12 protein-coding genes and 1 pseudogene are annotated in these 18,229 nt (G+C 74.7%); 10 read left to right on the top strand and 3 right to left on the bottom strand.

Translation table 11 applies throughout. From position 1 onward, the window contains the following. Positions 1–3: 3 nt before the first annotated feature. From Q3Y56_RS02700 to Q3Y56_RS02675, 6 genes are all read left to right on the top strand, one after another. Positions 4–5,265 (top strand): type I polyketide synthase, encoded by a 5,262-nt coding sequence (locus Q3Y56_RS02700; protein ID WP_304460366.1) that lies wholly within the window; start codon positions 4–6, stop codon positions 5,263–5,265. Positions 5,266–5,453: 188 nt separating this feature from the next. Then, complete coding sequence (locus tag Q3Y56_RS02695) at positions 5,454–5,708, top strand: acyl carrier protein (protein WP_304465452.1); 255 nt, start codon at positions 5,454–5,456, stop codon at positions 5,706–5,708. Between the two features lie 4 nt (positions 5,709–5,712). Beyond that, a complete protein-coding gene (locus Q3Y56_RS02690; RefSeq protein WP_304460365.1) occupies positions 5,713–6,543 on the top strand; it encodes an alpha/beta fold hydrolase in 831 nt (276 codons plus the stop codon). Continuing rightward, on the top strand, positions 6,540–7,739 hold the full coding sequence (locus Q3Y56_RS02685) for a glycosyltransferase (protein ID WP_304460364.1): 1,200 nt from the start codon (positions 6,540–6,542) through the stop codon (positions 7,737–7,739). The genes Q3Y56_RS02690 and Q3Y56_RS02685 overlap by 4 nt, the downstream gene beginning before the upstream one ends. Positions 7,740–7,858: 119 nt before the next feature. Beyond that, complete coding sequence (locus Q3Y56_RS02680; protein ID WP_304460363.1) at positions 7,859–8,875, top strand: ABC transporter ATP-binding protein; 1,017 nt, start codon at positions 7,859–7,861, stop codon at positions 8,873–8,875. Positions 8,876–8,940: 65 nt separating this feature from the next. Continuing rightward, positions 8,941–9,807: an ABC transporter ATP-binding protein gene (locus Q3Y56_RS02675; RefSeq protein ID WP_304460362.1), complete on the top strand. Its 867-nt coding sequence runs from the start codon at positions 8,941–8,943 to the stop codon at positions 9,805–9,807. Between the two features lie 129 nt (positions 9,808–9,936). Here Q3Y56_RS02675 and Q3Y56_RS02670 read toward each other — a convergent pair whose 3' ends face one another. Next, the gene (locus Q3Y56_RS02670) at positions 9,937–10,545 is read right to left on the bottom strand and encodes a TetR/AcrR family transcriptional regulator (protein ID WP_304460361.1); all 609 of its coding nucleotides are present in this window, start codon (positions 10,543–10,545) and stop codon (positions 9,937–9,939) included. Between the two features lie 151 nt (positions 10,546–10,696). Here Q3Y56_RS02670 and Q3Y56_RS02665 point away from each other — a divergent pair, with 151 nt between their 5' ends. Continuing rightward, complete coding sequence (locus tag Q3Y56_RS02665) at positions 10,697–11,857, top strand: hypothetical protein (RefSeq protein WP_304465451.1); 1,161 nt, start codon at positions 10,697–10,699, stop codon at positions 11,855–11,857. A gap of 13 nt (positions 11,858–11,870) precedes the next feature. Further along, positions 11,871–12,812, top strand: a complete 942-nt coding sequence (locus Q3Y56_RS02660) for an MBL fold metallo-hydrolase (RefSeq protein ID WP_304460360.1) — start codon at positions 11,871–11,873, stop codon at positions 12,810–12,812. On the opposite strand, the gene Q3Y56_RS02655 is transcribed toward Q3Y56_RS02660, so the two are convergent. Then, positions 12,803–14,671, bottom strand: a complete 1,869-nt coding sequence (locus Q3Y56_RS02655; protein ID WP_304465450.1) for an ABC transporter ATP-binding protein — start codon at positions 14,669–14,671, stop codon at positions 12,803–12,805. The two genes, Q3Y56_RS02660 and Q3Y56_RS02655, sit on opposite strands and share 10 nt — an antisense overlap. A 352-nt stretch (positions 14,672–15,023) precedes the next feature. On the opposite strand from Q3Y56_RS02655, the gene Q3Y56_RS02650 reads away from it, so the two are divergent. After that, the gene (locus Q3Y56_RS02650) at positions 15,024–15,824 is read left to right on the top strand and encodes a VOC family protein (RefSeq protein ID WP_304460359.1); all 801 of its coding nucleotides are present in this window, start codon (positions 15,024–15,026) and stop codon (positions 15,822–15,824) included. A 41-nt stretch (positions 15,825–15,865) separates the two neighbouring features. Here Q3Y56_RS02650 and Q3Y56_RS02645 read toward each other — a convergent pair whose 3' ends face one another. Next, complete coding sequence (locus Q3Y56_RS02645; RefSeq protein WP_304460358.1) at positions 15,866–16,645, bottom strand: SDR family NAD(P)-dependent oxidoreductase; 780 nt, start codon at positions 16,643–16,645, stop codon at positions 15,866–15,868. Between the two features lie 91 nt (positions 16,646–16,736). Here Q3Y56_RS02645 and Q3Y56_RS02640 point away from each other — a divergent pair. Next, a pseudogene (locus tag Q3Y56_RS02640) lies at positions 16,737–18,211 on the top strand (membrane-associated oxidoreductase). Positions 18,212–18,229: the final 18 nt, after the last annotated feature.

Genomic DNA, 18,229 nt, shown 5'->3' with positions numbered 1-18,229 from the left:
TGGATGGCCCCGCACACCCCCCACATATCGGACACTCCCCACGCACCCGACACTCACCGCGTACCGGTCGCCATCGTCGGCATGGCAGTGTTCCTGCCGGGCGCCAGGGACCTGGACGGCTACTGGCGGAACATCGTCGGCGGCGTGGACGCCATCACGGACGTCCCCGCCGGACGCTGGGACGAGCAGTTCTACGCCCCCGACGGGCCCCGCCGGGCGGACCGGGTCTACTGCCGGCGCGGCGGGTTCGTCGACGCGGACGCCGAGTTCGATGTCACCCGGTTCGGCATCATGCCGGCATCGGTGCCCGGCACCGAGCCCGACCAGCTCATCGCCCTGCACGTGGCCCATCAGTCGATCGCGGACGCGGGCGGCGCGGCGGTACTGCCCGCCGACCGGCAGCGGGTGGGCGTCGTGCTGGGCCGCGGCGGCTATCTGACGCCCGGACTGGTCCGGCTCGACCAGCGGGTGCGCACCGCCCAGCAGCTGGTCCGCACGCTGCGCGAGCTGGTGCCCGACATCGACGACGACCGGCTGGAGCGGGTGCGGTCGGCGTTCACCGACCAACTCGGCCCGGAACAGCCGGAGTCGGCCATCGGCCTGGTGCCCAACCTGGCCGCCTCCCGGGTCGCCAACCGGCTGGACCTACGCGGCCCCGCCTACACCGTCGACGCGGCCTGCGCCTCCTCGCTGGTCGCCGTCGACCACGCGGCCCGGGAACTCGCCGCCGGGCGCTGCGACGTGATGCTGGCCGGGGGAGTGCACCACTGCCACGACATCACCCTGTGGAGCGTCTTCAGCCAGCTCGGCGCGCTCTCGCCGAGCCAGCGGATCCGCCCGCTGCACCGGGACGCCGACGGCGTGCTGATCGGCGAGGGCACCGGCGTCGTGGTCCTCAAGCGGCTCGCGGACGCCGAACGCGACGGCGACCGGATCTACGCCGTGGTCTCCGGTACGGGTGTCGCCAGCGATGGCCGCACGGCCAGCCTGTTCAACCCCGACCCCGGCGGCCAGGTCCGTGCCGTACGCCAGGCGTGGGACGCGGCGGGGCTCGACCCCCGGGCGGCGGACGCGATCGGGCTGCTGGAGGCGCACGGCACCGCCACCCCGGCCGGTGACCGCGCCGAACTCGCCACCCTCGCGGAGGTGTTCGGCCCGGCCCGGGGCGAGCGGGCCGCGATCGGCTCGGTGAAGTCCATGATCGGCCACACCATGCCCGCGGCGGGCATCGCCGGCCTGATCAAGGCCGCGCTGGCGCTGCACCACGGCGTGCTGCCGCCGACCCTGCACTGCGAGGACCCCCACCCGGGCCTGGCCGACACCCGCTTCGCCCCGCTGTCCGAGGCCCGCCCCTGGGCACCGCCGACCACCGGAGCGCCGCGCCGGGCCGCCGTCAACGCCTTCGGCTTCGGCGGCATCAACGCGCACGTCGTACTGGAACAGGCCGCGACGGAACCGCGCACCGCGCCGCGCCGACAGGTCGCCGCCGCGCCGGGCCGGCGCACGGCGCCGGAATCGCGTACCGCGCCGCAGCAAGAGGCCGCCACCGCGCCCGAGTTGCGCACCGCGCCGGGATCGCCTACCGCGTCGGAACCGCGTACCGCGCCGCAGCGCGAGGCCGCCACCGCGACGGAGCCGCGTACCGGCTCGGAACCGCGTACCGCCCGCGCCGTCGTGTCCGAGCCGGAGCGCGTGCTGCGCCTGGCCGCGTCCGGTCCCGGCGCGCTGGCCGCGCTGCTGGACGCCGACGACGCCGCGGTCCTGGCCGCCGGTCTGGACGAGCGTGCGTCCGTCACCGCACCCGCCCGGCTGGGCATCGTGGACCCCACCGCGCGCAGGCTCGCGCTGGCCCGCAAGGTGCTGAGCAAGGGCAAGCCCTGGCAGGGCCGCAGCGACGTGTGGTTCAGCCCGGCGCCGCTGCTCGGCCCGGCAGGCGGCCGCACCGCGTTCGTCTTCCCCGGCCTGGAGGCCGAGTTCGACCCCCGTGTGGCCGAGCTGGCACGGCACTTCGCGCTCGACTGGTCCGCCGGCGACGGCGCCAAGGTCGGTGACGTGGGGCGGCACGGCGCGGCCGTGTTCCAGCTCGGCCGGCTGCTCGACACGGCGCTGCGCCGCCTGGGCGTGGTGCCGGACGCCGTCGCGGGGCACAGCGTGGGCGAGTGGACGGCCATGGCCTGCGGCGGCATCCACGCCGACGACGAGGTCGACGCCTTCCTCGCCGACTTCGACCCGGACGCGCTCCGGGTGCCGGGCGCGGCCTTCGCCGTCCTCGGCCTGCCCGCCGACCGGGTGCTCGCCGAACTCGCCGACCGTACCGACGTGGTGCTCTCCCACGACAACGCGCCCAACCAGTCGATGATCTGCGGCCCGGAGGGCGCGGTCCAGGAGATCGTGCTACGGCTGCGCGGCCAGGGGGTGATCGGGCAGATCCTGCCGTTCCGCTCCGGCTTCCACACCCCGATGCTCGCCCCGTACCTGGACCCGATCCGGCGCGCCGCGGAGACCTACACCCTGCACCCGCAGACCACCCCGGTCTGGTCCGCCACGACCGCCGCGCCCTATCCGCAGGACCCGGCCGGCGTCCGGGAGCTGTTCGTCCGCCACCTGCTGGAGCCGGTGCGGTTCCGCCTGATGATCGACGCGATGCACGGCGCCGGGTACCGCGCCTTCATCCAGCTCGGCGCGGGCCAGATCGGCTCGCTGATCGACGACACCCTGGCCGGCCGCGACCGGCTCGTGGTCTCCGCGCACGCCACCGGCCGGGACTGCCTGGCGCAGCTGCGCCGGGTGGTCACCGCCCTGTGGGCAACCGGCGCGACCCCGGACGCCGGACCTCTGCTGACGCCGTCTCCGTCTCCGTCTACGGTGGGCTACGGGGCTGTCGAGGGCGCCGAGCCGGGCGCCGCCGGGCCCGTGGACACCGGGTCCACGCACAGCGGGTCCCGGGACGCCGGGGCAGCCGATGCCGCGCCCGCCGACGCCGGGGCCGCGCACGGCGCGCCCCGGACGGCTGGCGCGCAACACGGCACTGCCACGGCCCGTACTGGCGTGGCCCCGGCCACCACCGCCTCGGCGGCGACCGGAGCCGCCCCTGCGGACCGGCCCGGGGTTCGGCTCGACCTCGGTGGGGCGTTGGTCTCGCTGCCCGCGCACGCTCGGGGCCTGCTCGGCGCGGCGCCGGTCCGTTCCGCCGCGCCCGCCGACGACAGCGTGCTGGACCGGCTCGGCCGCTCCGGTGCCGGTCACCCGGCGGCTGCCGAACTGTCCGCGCTGCTCTACGACACCGCTGCGCTCGCGGGCGAACTCCTCGACGCCCGTGCCGCCGTTCAGGGCCGGGGCATCTCCGCCGCCGACGCGGCATCGGTGTCCCGGCCCGCCGACGCCCGCGTGGCCGTGCCGCCGCGCACCGGCGGCCCGCAGTCCGCAGCGCCTCTCGTGCCGCCCGGCGCGCCGGTGACGTCCGCGGTGACGTCCGTGGTGACGCCGCGTCTCGGCGCGGCGGCCACGAGCGGCGTTGCCGGGCCGGCCGTGCCGCCCACGGGGCGGTCCACCGGCCCCGCTGGGCCCGCCGGGCCGTCAGTGGCCCCCGTGGCCCCCGGATCTCCCGCGGTCCCCGGCGCGTCGGACCGCGTCCGTACCCCCGCCAGCGGTGCCGAAGGGCTCGCGTCCGTGCCGCCCGCACCGCCCTCCGGCCCACCCCTCTCCGACGTGCTCCGCGTGGACGTGGCCGAGATGCCCTATCTCCTCGACCACTGCTTCTTCCGCCAGCGGCCCGGCTGGCCGGACGACGGCGACCGGTGGCCGATCGTCCCCGCCACGACGGTCGTCACCCACCTCATGGGCATCGCGGAACGCGCCGTCCCCGGGACGCGCGCGATCGCCGTGCACGACGTACGGCTGCTGAAGTGGATCGAGGCGATCCCGGCCGTCGACGTCCCCGTACAGGTGCGCCGGACCGCGCCCGACCGCGTCCACGTCAGCCTCGTCGGCTCCTCGGAGGCCGTGGTCGAGCTGGCGCCCCGGTACTCCGCGCCGCCCGCGCCCTGGCCCGTCGACCAGGCCGCCGAGCGCGTCCCCGAGCTGACGGCGGAACAGCTCTACAGCGAGCGGTGGATGTTCCACGGCCCGCGCTTCCAGGGCGTCAGCGAGCTGACCGCCCTCGGCGACCGGCACGTACGCGGCGTGCTCACCGATCCCGGCCCGCCCGGCGCGCTGCTGGACAACGTCGGCCAGCTCCTCGGCTACTGGATCATGGCGACGCTGACGGAGCGCACCACCGTCTTCCCCGTACGGATGGACCAGATCCGCTTCCACGGCCCCCACCCCCGCCCCGGCGACCGGCTGGAGTGCGCCATCCGGATCACCGACGTCACCGACAGCACCCTCACCGCGGACATGCAGCTCGTCCACGAAGGCCGGGTCTGGGCGCAGTTCAGCGGCTGGCAGGACCGCCGCTTCGACACCGACCCCAACATCCGGGCCGTGGACCGCTTCCCGGGGAGCAACACCCTGTCCACCCTCCGGCCCGAAGGCTGGGCCGAGGTCCACGAACGCTGGCCGGACCTGGCCACCCGCGAGCTGATCAGGCGGAACATCCTCGGCGGCGACGAGCGTACCCACTACGAGAAGCTCCCGCCGGTACGCCGCCGCCAGTGGCTGCTCGGCCGGATCGCCGCCAAGGACGCGGTCCGCGCCCTGCTGTGGGCCGAGGAGCCCGGGGACATCTATCCGGCCGAGATCGCCGTCCGCAACGACGCCGAAGGCCGCCCCACGGTCCATGGGGTGCACGGCCGCGCGCTCGGCGACGGCCTGGTGGTCTCCCTCGCGCACCGGGCCGAGGCCGGGGTGGCCATCGCCCGGCGCGGGCCCTGCGGGATCGACATCGAGGAGGTCGCCGAACGGCCGCGGCCCACGATCGAGGCGGCGTGCGACGCCGGGGAACTGGCCCTGCTGGCGGAGCGGGTGGCGACGGGGACCGACAGCGAGGCAGTGTGGTTCACCCGCTTCTGGGCGGCCAAGGAGGCGGTCGCCAAGCGCCGCGGCACCGGACTGCGCGGCCGGCCCGCCGACTTCCGCGTGGTGGCCGCCGCCGCGGACCGGCTCCGGGTCGAGATCCAGGGCGCGTCGTACGACGTACGGGTGCGGCGCAGCGCCAACCCGCCCGGACTGCCGGCGCGGGAGTACGTGGTCGCGTGGACGGCCGACGGCCAGGGACACGGCCGGGACAACGAGTGCCGGGACAACGGATCAGGAGAAGCGACATGAGCACTGAGACTGTGACTGTGACTGCGGAACAGACGACGGCGGCGGCGGGACACGCGACGACCGCGAACCCCACCACCACGGCGGGGCACCCGACGACCGCGGGCGCCCCCACGACCGCGGGACACCCGACGACGGCCGGCTCCGCCCTGGCCGCGGACCCCGACGCCGTACTGGTGGACATCGCGGGCATGCTGCGGATCCTGCTGGAGGAGTACGCCCTGGACGACGCCGAGATCACCCGGGAGACCACCTTCCACGACGACCTCGAACTGGAGAGCGTCGACCTGGTGACCCTCTCCGGGTCGCTGCGCGAGCACTACGGCGACCGCGTCAACTTCGCCGCCTTCATCGCCGACCTCGAACTGGACGAGATCATCGCGCTGACCGTCGGCCGGCTCGTCGACTACGTGGTCGCGTCGCTGCGCGCCACCGAGCGGAGCTGAACCGATGGACAAGCTCCGTACCGGCGAGATCACCACGCACGTCCAGCGACTGCCCGCGCAGCCCCGGCCCGCGGACGGCTCCGAGCCGCCGCTGGTGGTGTTCGTCCACGGGTTGCTCACCGACAGCCTGGCCAGCTACTACTTCACCCTCGGCCCCGCGTTCGCCGCCCAGGGCATCGACGTGCTCATGTACGACCTGCGCGGGCACGGCCGCAGCGACCGGCCGCGGCAGGGGTACCGGCTGGAGACCTTCGTCGGCGACCTGGTCGCGCTGCTCGACGAGCTGGGGGAGACCCGCCCGGCGCACGTCGTCGGCAACTCCTTCGGCGGCACGATCGCCACCGGGCTCGCCGCCTGGCATCCCGAGCGCGTCGCCACCGTGACCATGATCGAGTCCGAACCGCCGGTCGCCGAATGGACCCGGCACATGGCCGACGGACTCGCCGACGCCAAGAACCAGCTCCGGCACGAGGAGGTCATCCGCTGGATATCGGCCAACCACGGCGCGCACACCGCCCGGCTCTCCCGGGGCGCCAGCCGGATCCTGCAGACCACCACGCTCGCCGAGGACGTCCCCGCCAGCAAGGTCATCGACGACGACCTCAGCGCCATCGGCTGCCCGATGCTGGCCGTCTTCGGCGACGAGTCCGGGCTCAGCGCCCAGGTGCCCGGACTGCGGGCGAAGCTGCCGCGCTGCCGCACCGTGGTCCTCGCCGACCAGGGCCACTCGGTCCTGGTGGAGCGGACCGCCGAGACCCGCGACCTGATACTGGACTGGGTGCGCGAACACACGCCGGCAGTGCGGGAGCACCCGCTGGCCGAGGCCGTGCGGTGACCCGGTTCCTGCTCGTCGTCCCGCCGCTGGTCGGGCACACCAACCCGCTCGTCGGCGTCGCGCACGAACTGGCCCGCCGCGGCCACCGGGTGGCCTGGGCCGGCTACCCCGACCAGATCCGCCGGCTCGCGGGCACGGACACCACCGTCTTCGCGTGCGCGATGCCCGGCGCGGAGGTCCGCAGACCGCCCAAGCTCATCGGGCCGGCCGCCTTCCAGTTCCTGTGGGAGGAGTTCTTCGCCCCGCTGGCGGAACTCATGGCGCCCGGCGTCGACATGGCGGTCCGCACCTTCCGGCCGGACGTCGTGGTCACCGACCAGCACGCGGTGGCGGGCGCCCTCGTCGCCGAGCGGCACGGCATCGTCCACGTCACCTCCGCCAGCACCTCCGCGGAGTTCGTCGACCCGCTGGCCGGCATGCCCAAGGTGGGCGCCTGGCTGGACGGGCTGCTGGCCGGGCTCCGCGGCCGGCTCGGCGACCCGGCGCGGACCGGCGACCCGCGCTTCTCCCCGTACGGGATCCTGGCGTTCACCGGCCGGGAACTGATCGGGGACGCGGCCCTGCCGCACGACAGGGTGCACCTGGTCGGCCCGGCCATCGCGCCCCGCTCCGCCGCCGGACCGGACTTCCCCTGGAACCGGCTGGCCCCGGACCGCGCCAAGGTGCTGGTCACGCTCGGCACGGCGAACGCGGACGCCGGCGGCCGGTTCCTCGCCACCGCGGCCGAGGCCCTCGACCGGCTCGGCGACCGGGTCCAGGGCATCGTCGTCGACCCCGGGCACACGCTCACCGCCGTACCCGACGGGGTGCTGGTCCTCGACCACGTACCCCAACTGGACCTGCTGCCCCACCTCGACGCGGTCGTCTGCCACAGCGGTCACAACACCGTCTGCGAGTCCCTGTGGCACGGGGTCCCGCTGGTGCTCGCGCCGATCCGCGACGACCAGCCGATCGTCGCCGGACAGGTGGTCGCGGCGGGCGCCGGGGTACGGGTGCGCTTCAACCGGGTCGACGCCGCCCGGCTCGGCGCCGCCGTCGAGACCGTCCTCGACGGGGACGGCGGCCACCGGGCCGCGGCCGAGGCGATCGGCCGCTCCTTCCGCGCGGCGGGCGGCGTGACCGCCGCCGCCGACCACCTCGACCGGATCGCCGCCCGGCACCCGCGGCCCGCCGCCGAGCCCGCGCCCGGCCGGTGACCGCCGAGCCGCGCCCGGCCGGTGACAGCCCGGCCCGCGCCCGGCCCGTGACCACCCGCGGCGGCGCACGGCCCCGCACGCCTGCTCACGAACGCGAACCCAGGACCCAGGACCCACACATGACAACGGCATCCGACACCCCCGCCGACCCACGGACTCAGCTCCCGCCACCGGCCGGAGGCAAGGACACGCCCGCGGCTCCCGGCGGCGATCCCGACGGCACGCGGCCGCCGGGCGATTTCGACGGCACCCGCCCGCCCGGCGATTCCGACGGCGCAAGCGCGCCCGAGGCGCCCGACGGCACTGCCGAGCCCGGCGCCTCCGCCCCCATACGGACGCTGCTGCGGTACGCCCGCCCGCACCGGATGGTGCTCACCGCCACCCTGTTCCTCGTCCTGGTGGCCAGCGCCGCCGGCCTGGTGCAGCCGCTGGTCGCCCAGCACGTCCTGGAGGGGCTGGCCGACGGCGACAGCGTCGTCGGACCGGTCCTGCTGCTGGCCGCCCTGGTGGTGCTCGGCGCCGGACTCACCGGACTCCAGTCCTGGTGGCAGCAGCGCACCGCGGAACGCGTGGTCCGGCAGATCCGCCGGGACCTGGTCTTCCGGATGATCCGGCTGCGGGTGCCGGAGCTGGACCGCCGGCCCCCGGGCGACCTCATCGCCCGGGTCACCTCCGACAGCACCCTGGTGCAGAACGCCGCCACCGACGGCCTGGTCATGGTCGCCAACGGCACGCTCAGCATCGTGGGCGCGATCGCGCTGATGGGCGTGGTCCACCTGGGGCTGCTCGGCATCACCCTCGCCGTCCTGCTCACCGTCGCCGTCGGGATGCTGCTCGTCCTGCCCCGGATCAGCGGCGCCGTGGCCCGCGCGCAGGAGTCCGTCGGCGCGGTCGGCGCCGCCCTGGACCGCACCCTGGGCGCGGCCCGCACCGTCAAGGCCAACGGAGCCGAACGCCGCGAGACCGAGCTGGCCGAGGAGGCCATCGAGGGGGCGTACCGGGCCGGACTGACCGGCGCCCGCTACGTCGCCGTGGTGCAGATCCTCTCCGGCGTCTCCGTCCAGCTCGCCTTCCTCACCGTACTCGGCGCCGGGGCGCCCTCGTCGCCTCCGGAGACCTCGGCGCGCCCGAGCTGATCGCCTTCCTGCTGTACGTCTTCTACCTGGCGAGCCCGATCGGCTCCCTGGTGTCGGGGCTGAGCATGCTCCAGCAGGGACTCGGCGCCGTGGGCCGCATCGAACAGGTCGGCGGCATGCCGATCGAGGAGGACGTGGACCTGGACACCGGAGCCCGGGACGAACCGCTCCCGGCCCGCCCCGCCCTGCCGCCGACCGTCGAGTTCAGCGACGTGCGCTTCGGCTACCCCGGCCGCGGACCCGCCCTGCGCGGCATCTCCTACACCGTCGCCGGCGGCACCCAGACCGCGCTGGTCGGGCTGTCCGGGGCGGGCAAGACCACCATGTTCGCGCTGCTCCAGCGCTTCTACGAACCCGAGTCGGGCCGGATCCTGCTGGACGGCGTGGACATCGCCACCCTGCCCCGGGCCGAGGTGCGCCGCCGGATCGCCTACGTGGAGCAGGACTCGCCGGTGCTCGCGGGCACCATCGAGGACAACCTGCGGTACGCCGCCACCGACGCCACCGACGAGGACATCGCCGAGGCCCTGCGGCTGACCCGCCTGGACGCGCTGATCGCCCGCCTTCCCGACGGCCTGCGCACGGAGGTCGGCACCCGGGGCGTCACCCTGTCCGGCGGCGAACGCCAGCGGCTGGCCATCGCGCGGGCCCTGCTGCGCAAACCGGAGGTGCTGTTGCTGGACGAGGCCACCGCCGCGCTCGACGCCAGCAACGAGCGGGCGCTGCGCGAGGCGGTGGACCAGGCCGCCCGCACCTGCACCGTGCTGCTCATCGCCCACCGGCTGTCGACGGTGACCGGGGCCGACCAGATCGTGGTCCTGGAGCACGGCCGCGTCCGGGCCGCGGGCAGCCACCGCGAGCTGGTGGAGACCGACGAGCTGTACCGCGAACTCGCCGCCTCCCAGATGCTGGTCGGCGGCGAGGACGGCTGACCCACCCGGCGTGCCGGTCCTGGAAGAGGTCCCGGTCCACGTGCGGGCCGTCCGGAAAGCGTGTGCGCCGCCCCCGTCCCCAGGGGGCGGCGCATGCGGGCCGTCTCCGCTCTCGCGACGGCCCGCGGATCAGGGGTGCCCGGAGAGTCCGAGCGAGGGGAGGAGCGCCGCCGTGACGAACCGCGTGAGGTACTCCTCGTCCGCGTACGGGCCTTCCAGGATCGGCCGGATGCGCATGGCTCCGAACAACTGCGCCGCGACGAACTCCAGCGCCGGGTCGTCCGCGTCGACCTCGCCGCGTTCCACGCCGCGTCGGACCATCGACTCGACCGCTGCCAGTTCGGGTTCGACCAGGGCCTCGCGCAGCGCGTCCATCAGCTCGGGATCGTTGAGGGCGGCATGGCCGAGCGCGTGCTGGAGCGTGGTGTCGATTCCGGAGCAGTCGCCCATGGCGCGCGCCGCCGCGAGCAGGTCACCGGCCAGTGAGCCGGTGTCGATGCCGGCCAGCCGCACCTGGCGGGTGCCGCGCAGGGCGGCCGCGACCAGCCGCGGCTTGGTCTGCCACTGGCGGTAGAGGGTCGACCTGCTGGCGCGGGTCCGGGCGGCGACGCCCTCCATGGTCACCGCGTCGTAGCCGCCCTCCCTGAGCAGGTCGAGCACGGCCTCGTAGAACTCCCGCTCCCGTTCCGGCGTGATCTTGGAGCGGCGAGCGGGGACCGCGATGTCCTGTGCGGGCATGGTCCCTCCTCTCGGCCTGACGGTTCTCGATACGCCAGTGTATCGGTACGCGAGTGTATCGGTACATCGCTGTATCGGTACACTCCTGTATCGATGGGTGCGCGTTCCGGCGCGCGCCACCACCGCGATACGAGGGGACGGGCTGATGGAGGTGAGCGCGACCGGCATAGCCGTCGTCCTCTCCCTGGTCTCCGCCGTGGCCTACGCCGCCGCCGCGGTCGCCCAGGAACGGCTCGCGTCCCGCGCCCGCGCGGACCGGACGGGTCTGCTGCGGCTGCTCGGCAGCGGCGCCTGGTGGGGCTCGGTCGGGCTGAACGCGGCGGGAGCGGCGCTGCACGTGGCAGCCCTGAGGTTCGGGCCGCTCACCCTCGTCCAGCCGCTCGGCGCGCTGACCCTGGTCGCGGCCGTGCCGCTCGGCGCGCACCGCGCCGGGCGCCGGGTCACCCGCGCCGAACGACGCGGCACGGCGGGCACTCTCGTAGGCCTCGCCGCCCTGCTGACAGCCACGTCTGCCGCCGCGCCCCAGGACACGCTCGGGGCCCGCCAGGCGCTGGGCGTCGCGGCCGTGAGCGCCGTACTGATCGCCGTACTCGCCCGGCCCGGGGCGCGCCCGGGGTTGCGGCACGCCGCCGCCTCCGGCATCGCCTCCGGTGTCGCGTCGGCGCTCACCCAGACCGTCACCGTGGCGCTCACCGCGGACGGCGCCGGACCCCCGACGCGCGTGCTGCTCGTGGCGCTGCTCGTCGCGGTCTTCGCCGCGGGCGGGCTGCTGCTGGCGCAGACCGCCTACCGGGACGGGCTCGGCGCGCCGCTCGCCGTGGTGACCCTCGCGAACCCGGTTGCCGCGGCCGTCATCGGGCTCGCGCTGCTGGGCGAGCGGCTCCACGGCGGGGCGGCCGGAGTCGCGGCGGCCGTGGCCGGGGCGGCCCTGGCGGCCCGCGGCGTGGTCCTGCTCACGCGGCCCGCCGCGACACCCGCTGCCCCCGCTCCGGCGGTCGACGGCGCGGTGTCCGGCCCGGCGGAGCCGCCCGCCGCGCGCGTGCCCGGTCCCCGCGTGCCCGGTTCCAGCGAGCCGGGCCCCAGCGCGCCCGGCCCCGCCGCCTGCCTGCCGCCCCGCGCCCGTGCCCGCCCGACGACCCGCCCGGCGCGGCCCCGGCACGTGTGCCGTACGGGCGGAAGTACCGGCGGGATCCCCGAACTCCCCGCCGCGCCCTCGCAGATCGAGGACGATGGGACCCGCGGTCCGCGCGCCGGTGCGACCCCCGCCGCGTGGCCGCCGCAGGGCACCCCGCCCGCCGCCGTCCCACGTTGAGGAGCCGTCACCGATGAGCAGCAGTACGCACGACGTCACCGCCCCCGCGGCGCCCCGGGTCGAGGAGGTCGCCGCGGACATCTACGCGTACGTCCAGCCCGACGGCACCTGGTGGATCAACAACACCGGCTTCCTCGTCGGCAAACGCGGAGTGATCAGCGTCGACGCCTGTGCCACCGAGCGCCGCACCCGCGCCTACCTCGACGCGATCAAGGCGGTCACGCCGCAGCCGGTGCGCACCCTGGTCAACACCCACCACCACGGCGACCACACCTTCGGCAACCACCTCTTCCGCGGCGCCACCATCGTGGGCCACGAGGGCGTGCGGGCCGGGATACGGGACTGGGGCCGCCCCCGCTCGGCGCCGTACTGGACCGACGTCGAGTGGGGCGACATCCAGTTGGAGCCGCCGTTCCTCACCTACACCGACGGCGTCACCCTGTGGGTCGACGACCTGCGCTGCGAGGTGCGGCACGTCGGCACCGCCGCGCACACCACCAACGACTCGATCGTCTGGATCCCCGAGCGCCGGGTCCTCTTCTGCGGCGACCTGCTGTTCAACGGCGGCACCCCGTTCCTCGTCCAGGGCTCGCTCGCGGGCGCCGTCAGCGTGCTGGAGGACGTGATCAGGCCCCTGGGCGCCCAGACCATCGTGGCCGGGCACGGTCCGGTCGCCGGGCCCGAGCTGATCGACACCGTCCTGGGCTACCTCCGGTTCGTCCAGGACACCGCGGCCCGCGGCCGCGCGGCGGGCCTGACCCCGCTGGAGACGGCCCGCGAGACCGACCTGGGACCGTACGCGGAACTGGCCGACCGCGAGCGGATCGTGGGCAACCTGCACCGCGCCTACGCCGAACTGGAGGGCGCGGCCCCCGGGGCCCCGATGGACGCCCGGAGGGCACTGGACGACATGATCGCCTACAACGGCGGCCGCCCGCTGTCCTGCTACGCCTGACCCCCGTTCGGGCAGGGCTGGTAGGCGTTCAGCTGGAGCAGGTACATGTCGCGGAACGCCCCGGTGCCGGTCGCCGGGTCCATCAGCTCGTCGAAGGTGCCGTGCTCGGCGACCTGGCCGTGCTGGAGGACGTAGATCTCGTCGGCGTGCCGGACGCTGTGCAGCCGGTGGGTGATGAGGATGACCGTCTGCCCGTCGGCGGCCAGGTCCCGGATCCGGTCGAAGACCTGCTGCTCGGCGGCGGCGTCCAGCGCGCTGGTCGGCTCGTCGACGACCAGGATCTGGGCGTCGCGCAGCCGCGCGCGGGCGATGCCCAGCCGCTGCCACTGGCCACCGGAGATCTGGTGCCCGCCCCGGTAGCCCCGGGCCAGCAGCGTGCCCCACCCGTGCGGCAGGTCCGTGATCACCTCGTCCGCCCCGGAGTAGCGGGCCGCCGCCTCCAACTGCTCGTCGCAGACCGGGGTGCCGGTGCGGCCGATGCCGACGTTGACCCGGGCCGTGAACGGCCACCGGTAGAAGTCCTGGCTGACCACCGCGATCCGGTCGAAGATCTGCGCGCGGTCCGCCTCCGTGGCGTCCACGTCGTCCCAGTGGACGGTGCCGCTGTCCGGGGCGTACAGCCCGCACAGCAGCCGGGCCAGCGTCGACTTGCCGCTGCCGTTGGTGCCCACCAGCGCGATGGTCCGCCCGGCCGGGATGGTCACGTTCACTCCTTTCAGCGCCGGGCCGCTGTTGTTGCCGGGGTAGGAGAAGGTGACGTCCGTGAAGCGGATCCGCCCGACCTTGGCGGGCAGGTCCCGGCCGCCGGTGGGGATCAGCCGGCGGTCCGCCTCGGTGCACAGCCGCTCCAGGTCCCCGACGAACAGGCTCTCCTCGTACAGGTAGTTGACCTGGAGGACGAGGCTGTCGAGGCTGGCGGCCCCGGAGCGGATCCCGATGACGGCCGTGCCGGCCGCGGACAGCGCCATCGTGCCCGTCCACAGCAGCAGCCCCAGCGCCCCGTAGGTGGCCGCCGCCGCCAGGCCCGTGCCGCAGGCCGCGAGCAGCCCGGTACGCGCGGCGAGCCGGGCGAGCCGGGTCTGCTCGTGCTCACCGGCCTCCGACATCGCGCGGTAGTGCCGCAGCAGGAACGGCGCCACACCGTGCACGCGGACCTCCGGCGCGGCCTGGGTGTCGATCAGGATCCGCCCCAGCAACTGGCCGGCCCGCGCGTGCTGGACCCAGCTGTGGAAGGAGCGGTAGCGGCGGCGGGCGATGGTCAGCGAACTCCACGCGCTGGGCAGGGTCATCAGGGCCAGCAGGGGCAGCAGCACCGGGTGCAGGGCCGCGAGCACCCCGGCGGCGGCGACGAGCGAGATCAGCGCGTTCACCACCGACGTGCAGTACTTGATCAGCCGCCGGGCGGCCGAGGCGCCCCAGGAGGCGGAGTCCAGGAGCTTGTGGAACTCGTGGTCCTCCACGGCCGCGAGCTCCACCCGCGCCACCCGTTCCAGATACGCCTCCGTCGCCACCCGCTCCACCTTCGGCTCGAGGCGGCCGGTGCCCGCCGTGGACGCCGAGCGCAGCAGCGCCCCGACCATCGCGGAGAGCGCCACCACCACCATGGCGGGCAGGGCGGCGGCGAGCCGGTCGGCGGTGGTGCCGCCGTCGAGCAGGTGCGCCAGCACCTGGTTGACCGCGACCAGGCCGACGGCCTGGGCGATCCCGCGGCCGGACTCCGCCGCCGCGACGACCCGCAGCGCGCGCGGATCGGCCTGGTGCGCCAGGCGCACCGTGGTGCCGAGCAGATGCGGTAATCGCCGCACCATCGACCGGAGCGTCAGCTCGAGGAACGACCCGTCGTGCCGGTTCCATCCCATGTCGTACCGCAACGGCCCGCCGAAGAGCAGCCGTTCCGACTCCGAACACCGCTCGTCGTCCGCGGTCTCCGCCGATCCGGTGAAGCCCCATCTCACACCACGTCACCTCAGCCCTCGTCCCCCGGATGTCGGTTGCCGACGGCATATCAGAGGCTGGTGGAGAACGGCTCAAGCGGCTTGTCGGCGCCCTTGACGTGCCTTCGCCGTGCCTCTACGGGCTGGACGATTATTCGAACTATGTTCGAAATCTCGAACGCGGGACCGGAAGACGGCTGACGCCGGGGTTCCGACGGGCGATTGTCAGTGGCGGGTGTCACGCTGAGTACATCAGGGATCCGTGAAGGGAATCGTCATGATCACCACTGACTTCGTACCCGGTTCGCCCTGCTGGATCGATCTCGGGGCACCCGATGTCGCCGCCACAGCCGCGTTCTACGGCTCGGTCTTCGGCTGGGAGTTCCGGCCCATGAGCGAGGATCAGAGCGAATACGGCACCTTCCAGATGAACGGCAAGACCGTCGCCGGGATCGGCCCGCTCACCGAGGCGGGCGCCCGCTCGGCATGGATGATCTACTTCCACACCCGGGACGCCGACGCGACGACCCGGGCCGTGGAGGCGGCGGGCGGCACGGTGCGGGTCGCTCCGGTCGACGCCGACGGTGAAGGGCGGATGGCCCAGTTCAGCGACCCGCAGGGCGGCCAGTTCGCCGTCTGGCAGCCGGGTCGGTACAAGGGGATGGACGCGGCGGACCAGCCGGGCGCGCTGTGCTGGACCGAGCTGTACACGACCGACGCGGCCGCCGCGAAGGAGTTCTACGGCGGCCTCTTCGGCTGGCGGACCAACGATGTGCCGCTGCCGGGCGGCGGCGGGACGTACTCGCTCATCACCCCGGCAGGGCAGGGCGAGGAGCGGATGCAGGGCGGCCTGATGCAGTTGCCCGCCCAGGCCCTCGAGCTGACCGGCGGCCGCCCCTACTGGCACCCGGTCTTCGCGGTCGAGGACTGCGACGGGACCGTCGCCAAGGTCACCGGGCACGAGGGCCGCGTGCAGATGGGCCCGGAGGACGCGCAGGACGTCGGCCGGCTGGCGGTCTGCGTCGACCCGTCCGGCGCCGACTTCGTCGTGCTCACCCCGGTCGCCACCGCAGCCTGACCAGGGCACGGGCGCGCGGCGGCGTCAGCGCAGCGCGGGCGTCAGCGCAGCGCGGTGGCCCCGTCGACGTACAGATCCTGCATGGTGATGTGCCGGGCCCGGTCGGAGGCGAGGAAGACGACGGCGTCGGCGATGTCCCGCGGCGCTGCGGCGCGGGGGAGGGGGCCACCGGCGGCCCGGTCCGTCGGCGTGTCCGCGGCGCCCGGGGCGACCACGTTGCAGCGGACTCCGCTGCGCGCCAGCTCGCGGCCCAGGCACTTGGTGAACATGCCGGCGGCCGCCTTGGACGCGGCGTACGCCGCCATGCCCGCGTGCGGGATGCCGGCGGTGCCGGCGTCGACGGTGACGATGCATCCGCTCCGGCGCATGGCCATCCGGGAAGCCACGGCACGGGAGGTGTGGAAGACGCCGGTGGTGTTCACGGCGAACGTGTCCGCCCAGTCCTGGTCGCTGAGTTCGGCGGCCGGCGCGGTGCGGAGCACCCCGGCGACGTTGACCAGGATGTCCAGGGGACCGTGATCGCGCTCGACCGCGGCCACGGTGGCGTCCACGGCGGCACGGTCGGTGACGTCCAGCCGGTACGGGGCGAGGGCGCCGGCCCGGGCTGCCGCACCGGGTTCGCCCTGCCGGGCCGCACACGCGTCGCGCCAGGTGCCGGAGAGCTCTCCGAGGGTGTCGGCGTCGCGGTCGGCTGCGGCCACGGTGGCGCCGAGCCGGGCCAGTGCCCGTGCCACGGCCGCGCCGATGCCGTGCCCGGCCCCGGTCACGAGCGCGACACGGCCCGTGAACTCCCCCTGGACGACCGGGTCGTGCACCGGCATGGACTCCCTCCCCGGAAGGCAACTGAAAGTAAGGTGAGCCTAACCTAACATTTCTTGACAGGGTGTACGCCGCCGCGACAGCATCCCGCCGGTGGAGATCACCGACCTGACACCGGCTGAACGGCGCGTCTGGCAGGCGTTCCCCCTCGGCGAGGGCGTCGACTTCCGGGACGGCGCGGACGACGACCCCGCCACCGGCGCGTCCTGGGGCCGGAGCGGACCGTACGCGCCCGGGTGCTGCGGGCGCTGCTGCTCGACGGGCCGTCACGAGACGGCGAGATAGCGGGTCTGAAGGTGTGGGGCGCGCGCATCACCGGGGAGCTGAACCTCAAGTATGGGACGGTTGAGCACCCCGTACGGCTGCGGTCCTGCCACTTCGAGCAGACCCCGGAGCTGTATGGGGCGCGTGTCCGCGTCCTGGCCCTGAGCGACTCGGTCCTGCCGGGGCTCACTGCTGGGAACCTGAACGTCGATGGGGTGCTACGCCTCACCTGCTGCCGCATCACGGGCCCGGTACGGCTGGCCGGGGCGCGGATCGCCGGTGCGGTCCTCGCTAATGGGGTCCACCTCGGTGATCCGGCGAGCACGGAGGAGCCCCAGGAATCGGTTCTCCAGCTCAACCACGCTGATATCAGCGCTGACCTGTGGGCTCCCGGTCTGGTCGCCCACGGCGAGGTCCGGCTGAACGGCGGCACCGTCGGTGGACAGGTCAACCTCAACGACGCACAGCTCACCGCCCCCGGCGGCCACGCGCTCCAGGCCGAGACCCTCAACGTCGGCACCGATCTGCACGCGATGCGGCTGCGCGCCCACGGCAGGGTCGACCTGCGCGGCGCCAGGATCAACGGCCAGCTCAACTTCGCCTACGCCGCGCTCGCCAACCCCGGCGGGGTCGCGCTGCGCGTCAGCAGCTGCGTCGCGGGCGAGATGTGGCTGCGGGAGGCGAAGCCCGTCGTGGGCGCCGTCAACCTCCGCCGCGCCCAGTTCGACGTCCTCTACGTCCCGCCGGAGGTCTGGCCGGACGAGGTCAAGCTGGACAGGCTCGGCTACGGCTCGCTGCTGCCGCATCTGCCCGCCGCCGAACGGCTCCCGGTGCTGGAGCGCGAACGCGCCGGCTACGTGTCGTACTCGTACGAGCAACTCGCCGCCGCGTACCGCACGGCGGGCGACGAGGCCGCGGCCCGCGCCGTCCAGCTCGCCAAGCTCCGCCGCCACCGCCACACCCTGCCCTGGTACGCCAGGGTCTGGGGCCACCTCCAGGACGTGACCGTCGGCTACGGCTTCCGCCCGATGCGCGCCGCCGGATGGCTGCTGGCGCTGCTGCTCGTCGGCGCGCTCGCGTTCGCCGTGCGGCATCCGCGCCCGTTGAAGGCCGACGAGGCCCCCGACTTCAATCCCGTCTTCTACACCCTCGACCTGCTGCTGCCGATCATCGGCTTCGGACAGGAGGCGGCCTTCGCGCCCCAGGGCTGGTTCCAGTGGCTGTCGTACCTGCTGGTCGTCACCGGCTGGATCCTGGCCACGACGACCGCGGCCGGCATCACCCGCTCCCTGAGCCGCCAGTAGCCGACCGCGGCCGCTTCG

The sequence above is a fragment of the Streptomyces sp. XD-27 genome, from assembly GCF_030553055.1.
In the GTDB taxonomy this organism is placed as follows: domain Bacteria; phylum Actinomycetota; class Actinomycetes; order Streptomycetales; family Streptomycetaceae; genus Streptomyces.
The sequence above is the reverse complement of the archived record's forward strand: the minus strand, read 5'-3'. Positions and strand labels throughout refer to the sequence as shown.

Coding starts and splice junctions, on each gene's coding strand:
- Q3Y56_RS02700 (WP_304460366.1), top strand. CDS start 4: ATGGCCCCGCACACCCCCCACATATCGGACACTCCCCACGCACCCGAC.
- Q3Y56_RS02695 (WP_304465452.1), top strand. CDS start 5,454: ATGCTGCGGATCCTGCTGGAGGAGTACGCCCTGGACGACGCCGAGATC.
- Q3Y56_RS02690 (WP_304460365.1), top strand. CDS start 5,713: ATGGACAAGCTCCGTACCGGCGAGATCACCACGCACGTCCAGCGACTG.
- Q3Y56_RS02680 (WP_304460363.1), top strand. CDS start 7,859: ATGACAACGGCATCCGACACCCCCGCCGACCCACGGACTCAGCTCCCG.
- Q3Y56_RS02675 (WP_304460362.1), top strand. CDS start 8,941: ATGCTCCAGCAGGGACTCGGCGCCGTGGGCCGCATCGAACAGGTCGGC.
- Q3Y56_RS02670 (WP_304460361.1), bottom strand. CDS start 10,545: ATGCCCGCACAGGACATCGCGGTCCCCGCTCGCCGCTCCAAGATCACG.
- Q3Y56_RS02660 (WP_304460360.1), top strand. CDS start 11,871: ATGAGCAGCAGTACGCACGACGTCACCGCCCCCGCGGCGCCCCGGGTC.
- Q3Y56_RS02655 (WP_304465450.1), bottom strand. CDS start 14,671: ATGGGATGGAACCGGCACGACGGGTCGTTCCTCGAGCTGACGCTCCGG.
- Q3Y56_RS02650 (WP_304460359.1), top strand. CDS start 15,024: ATGATCACCACTGACTTCGTACCCGGTTCGCCCTGCTGGATCGATCTC.
- Q3Y56_RS02645 (WP_304460358.1), bottom strand. CDS start 16,645: ATGCCGGTGCACGACCCGGTCGTCCAGGGGGAGTTCACGGGCCGTGTC.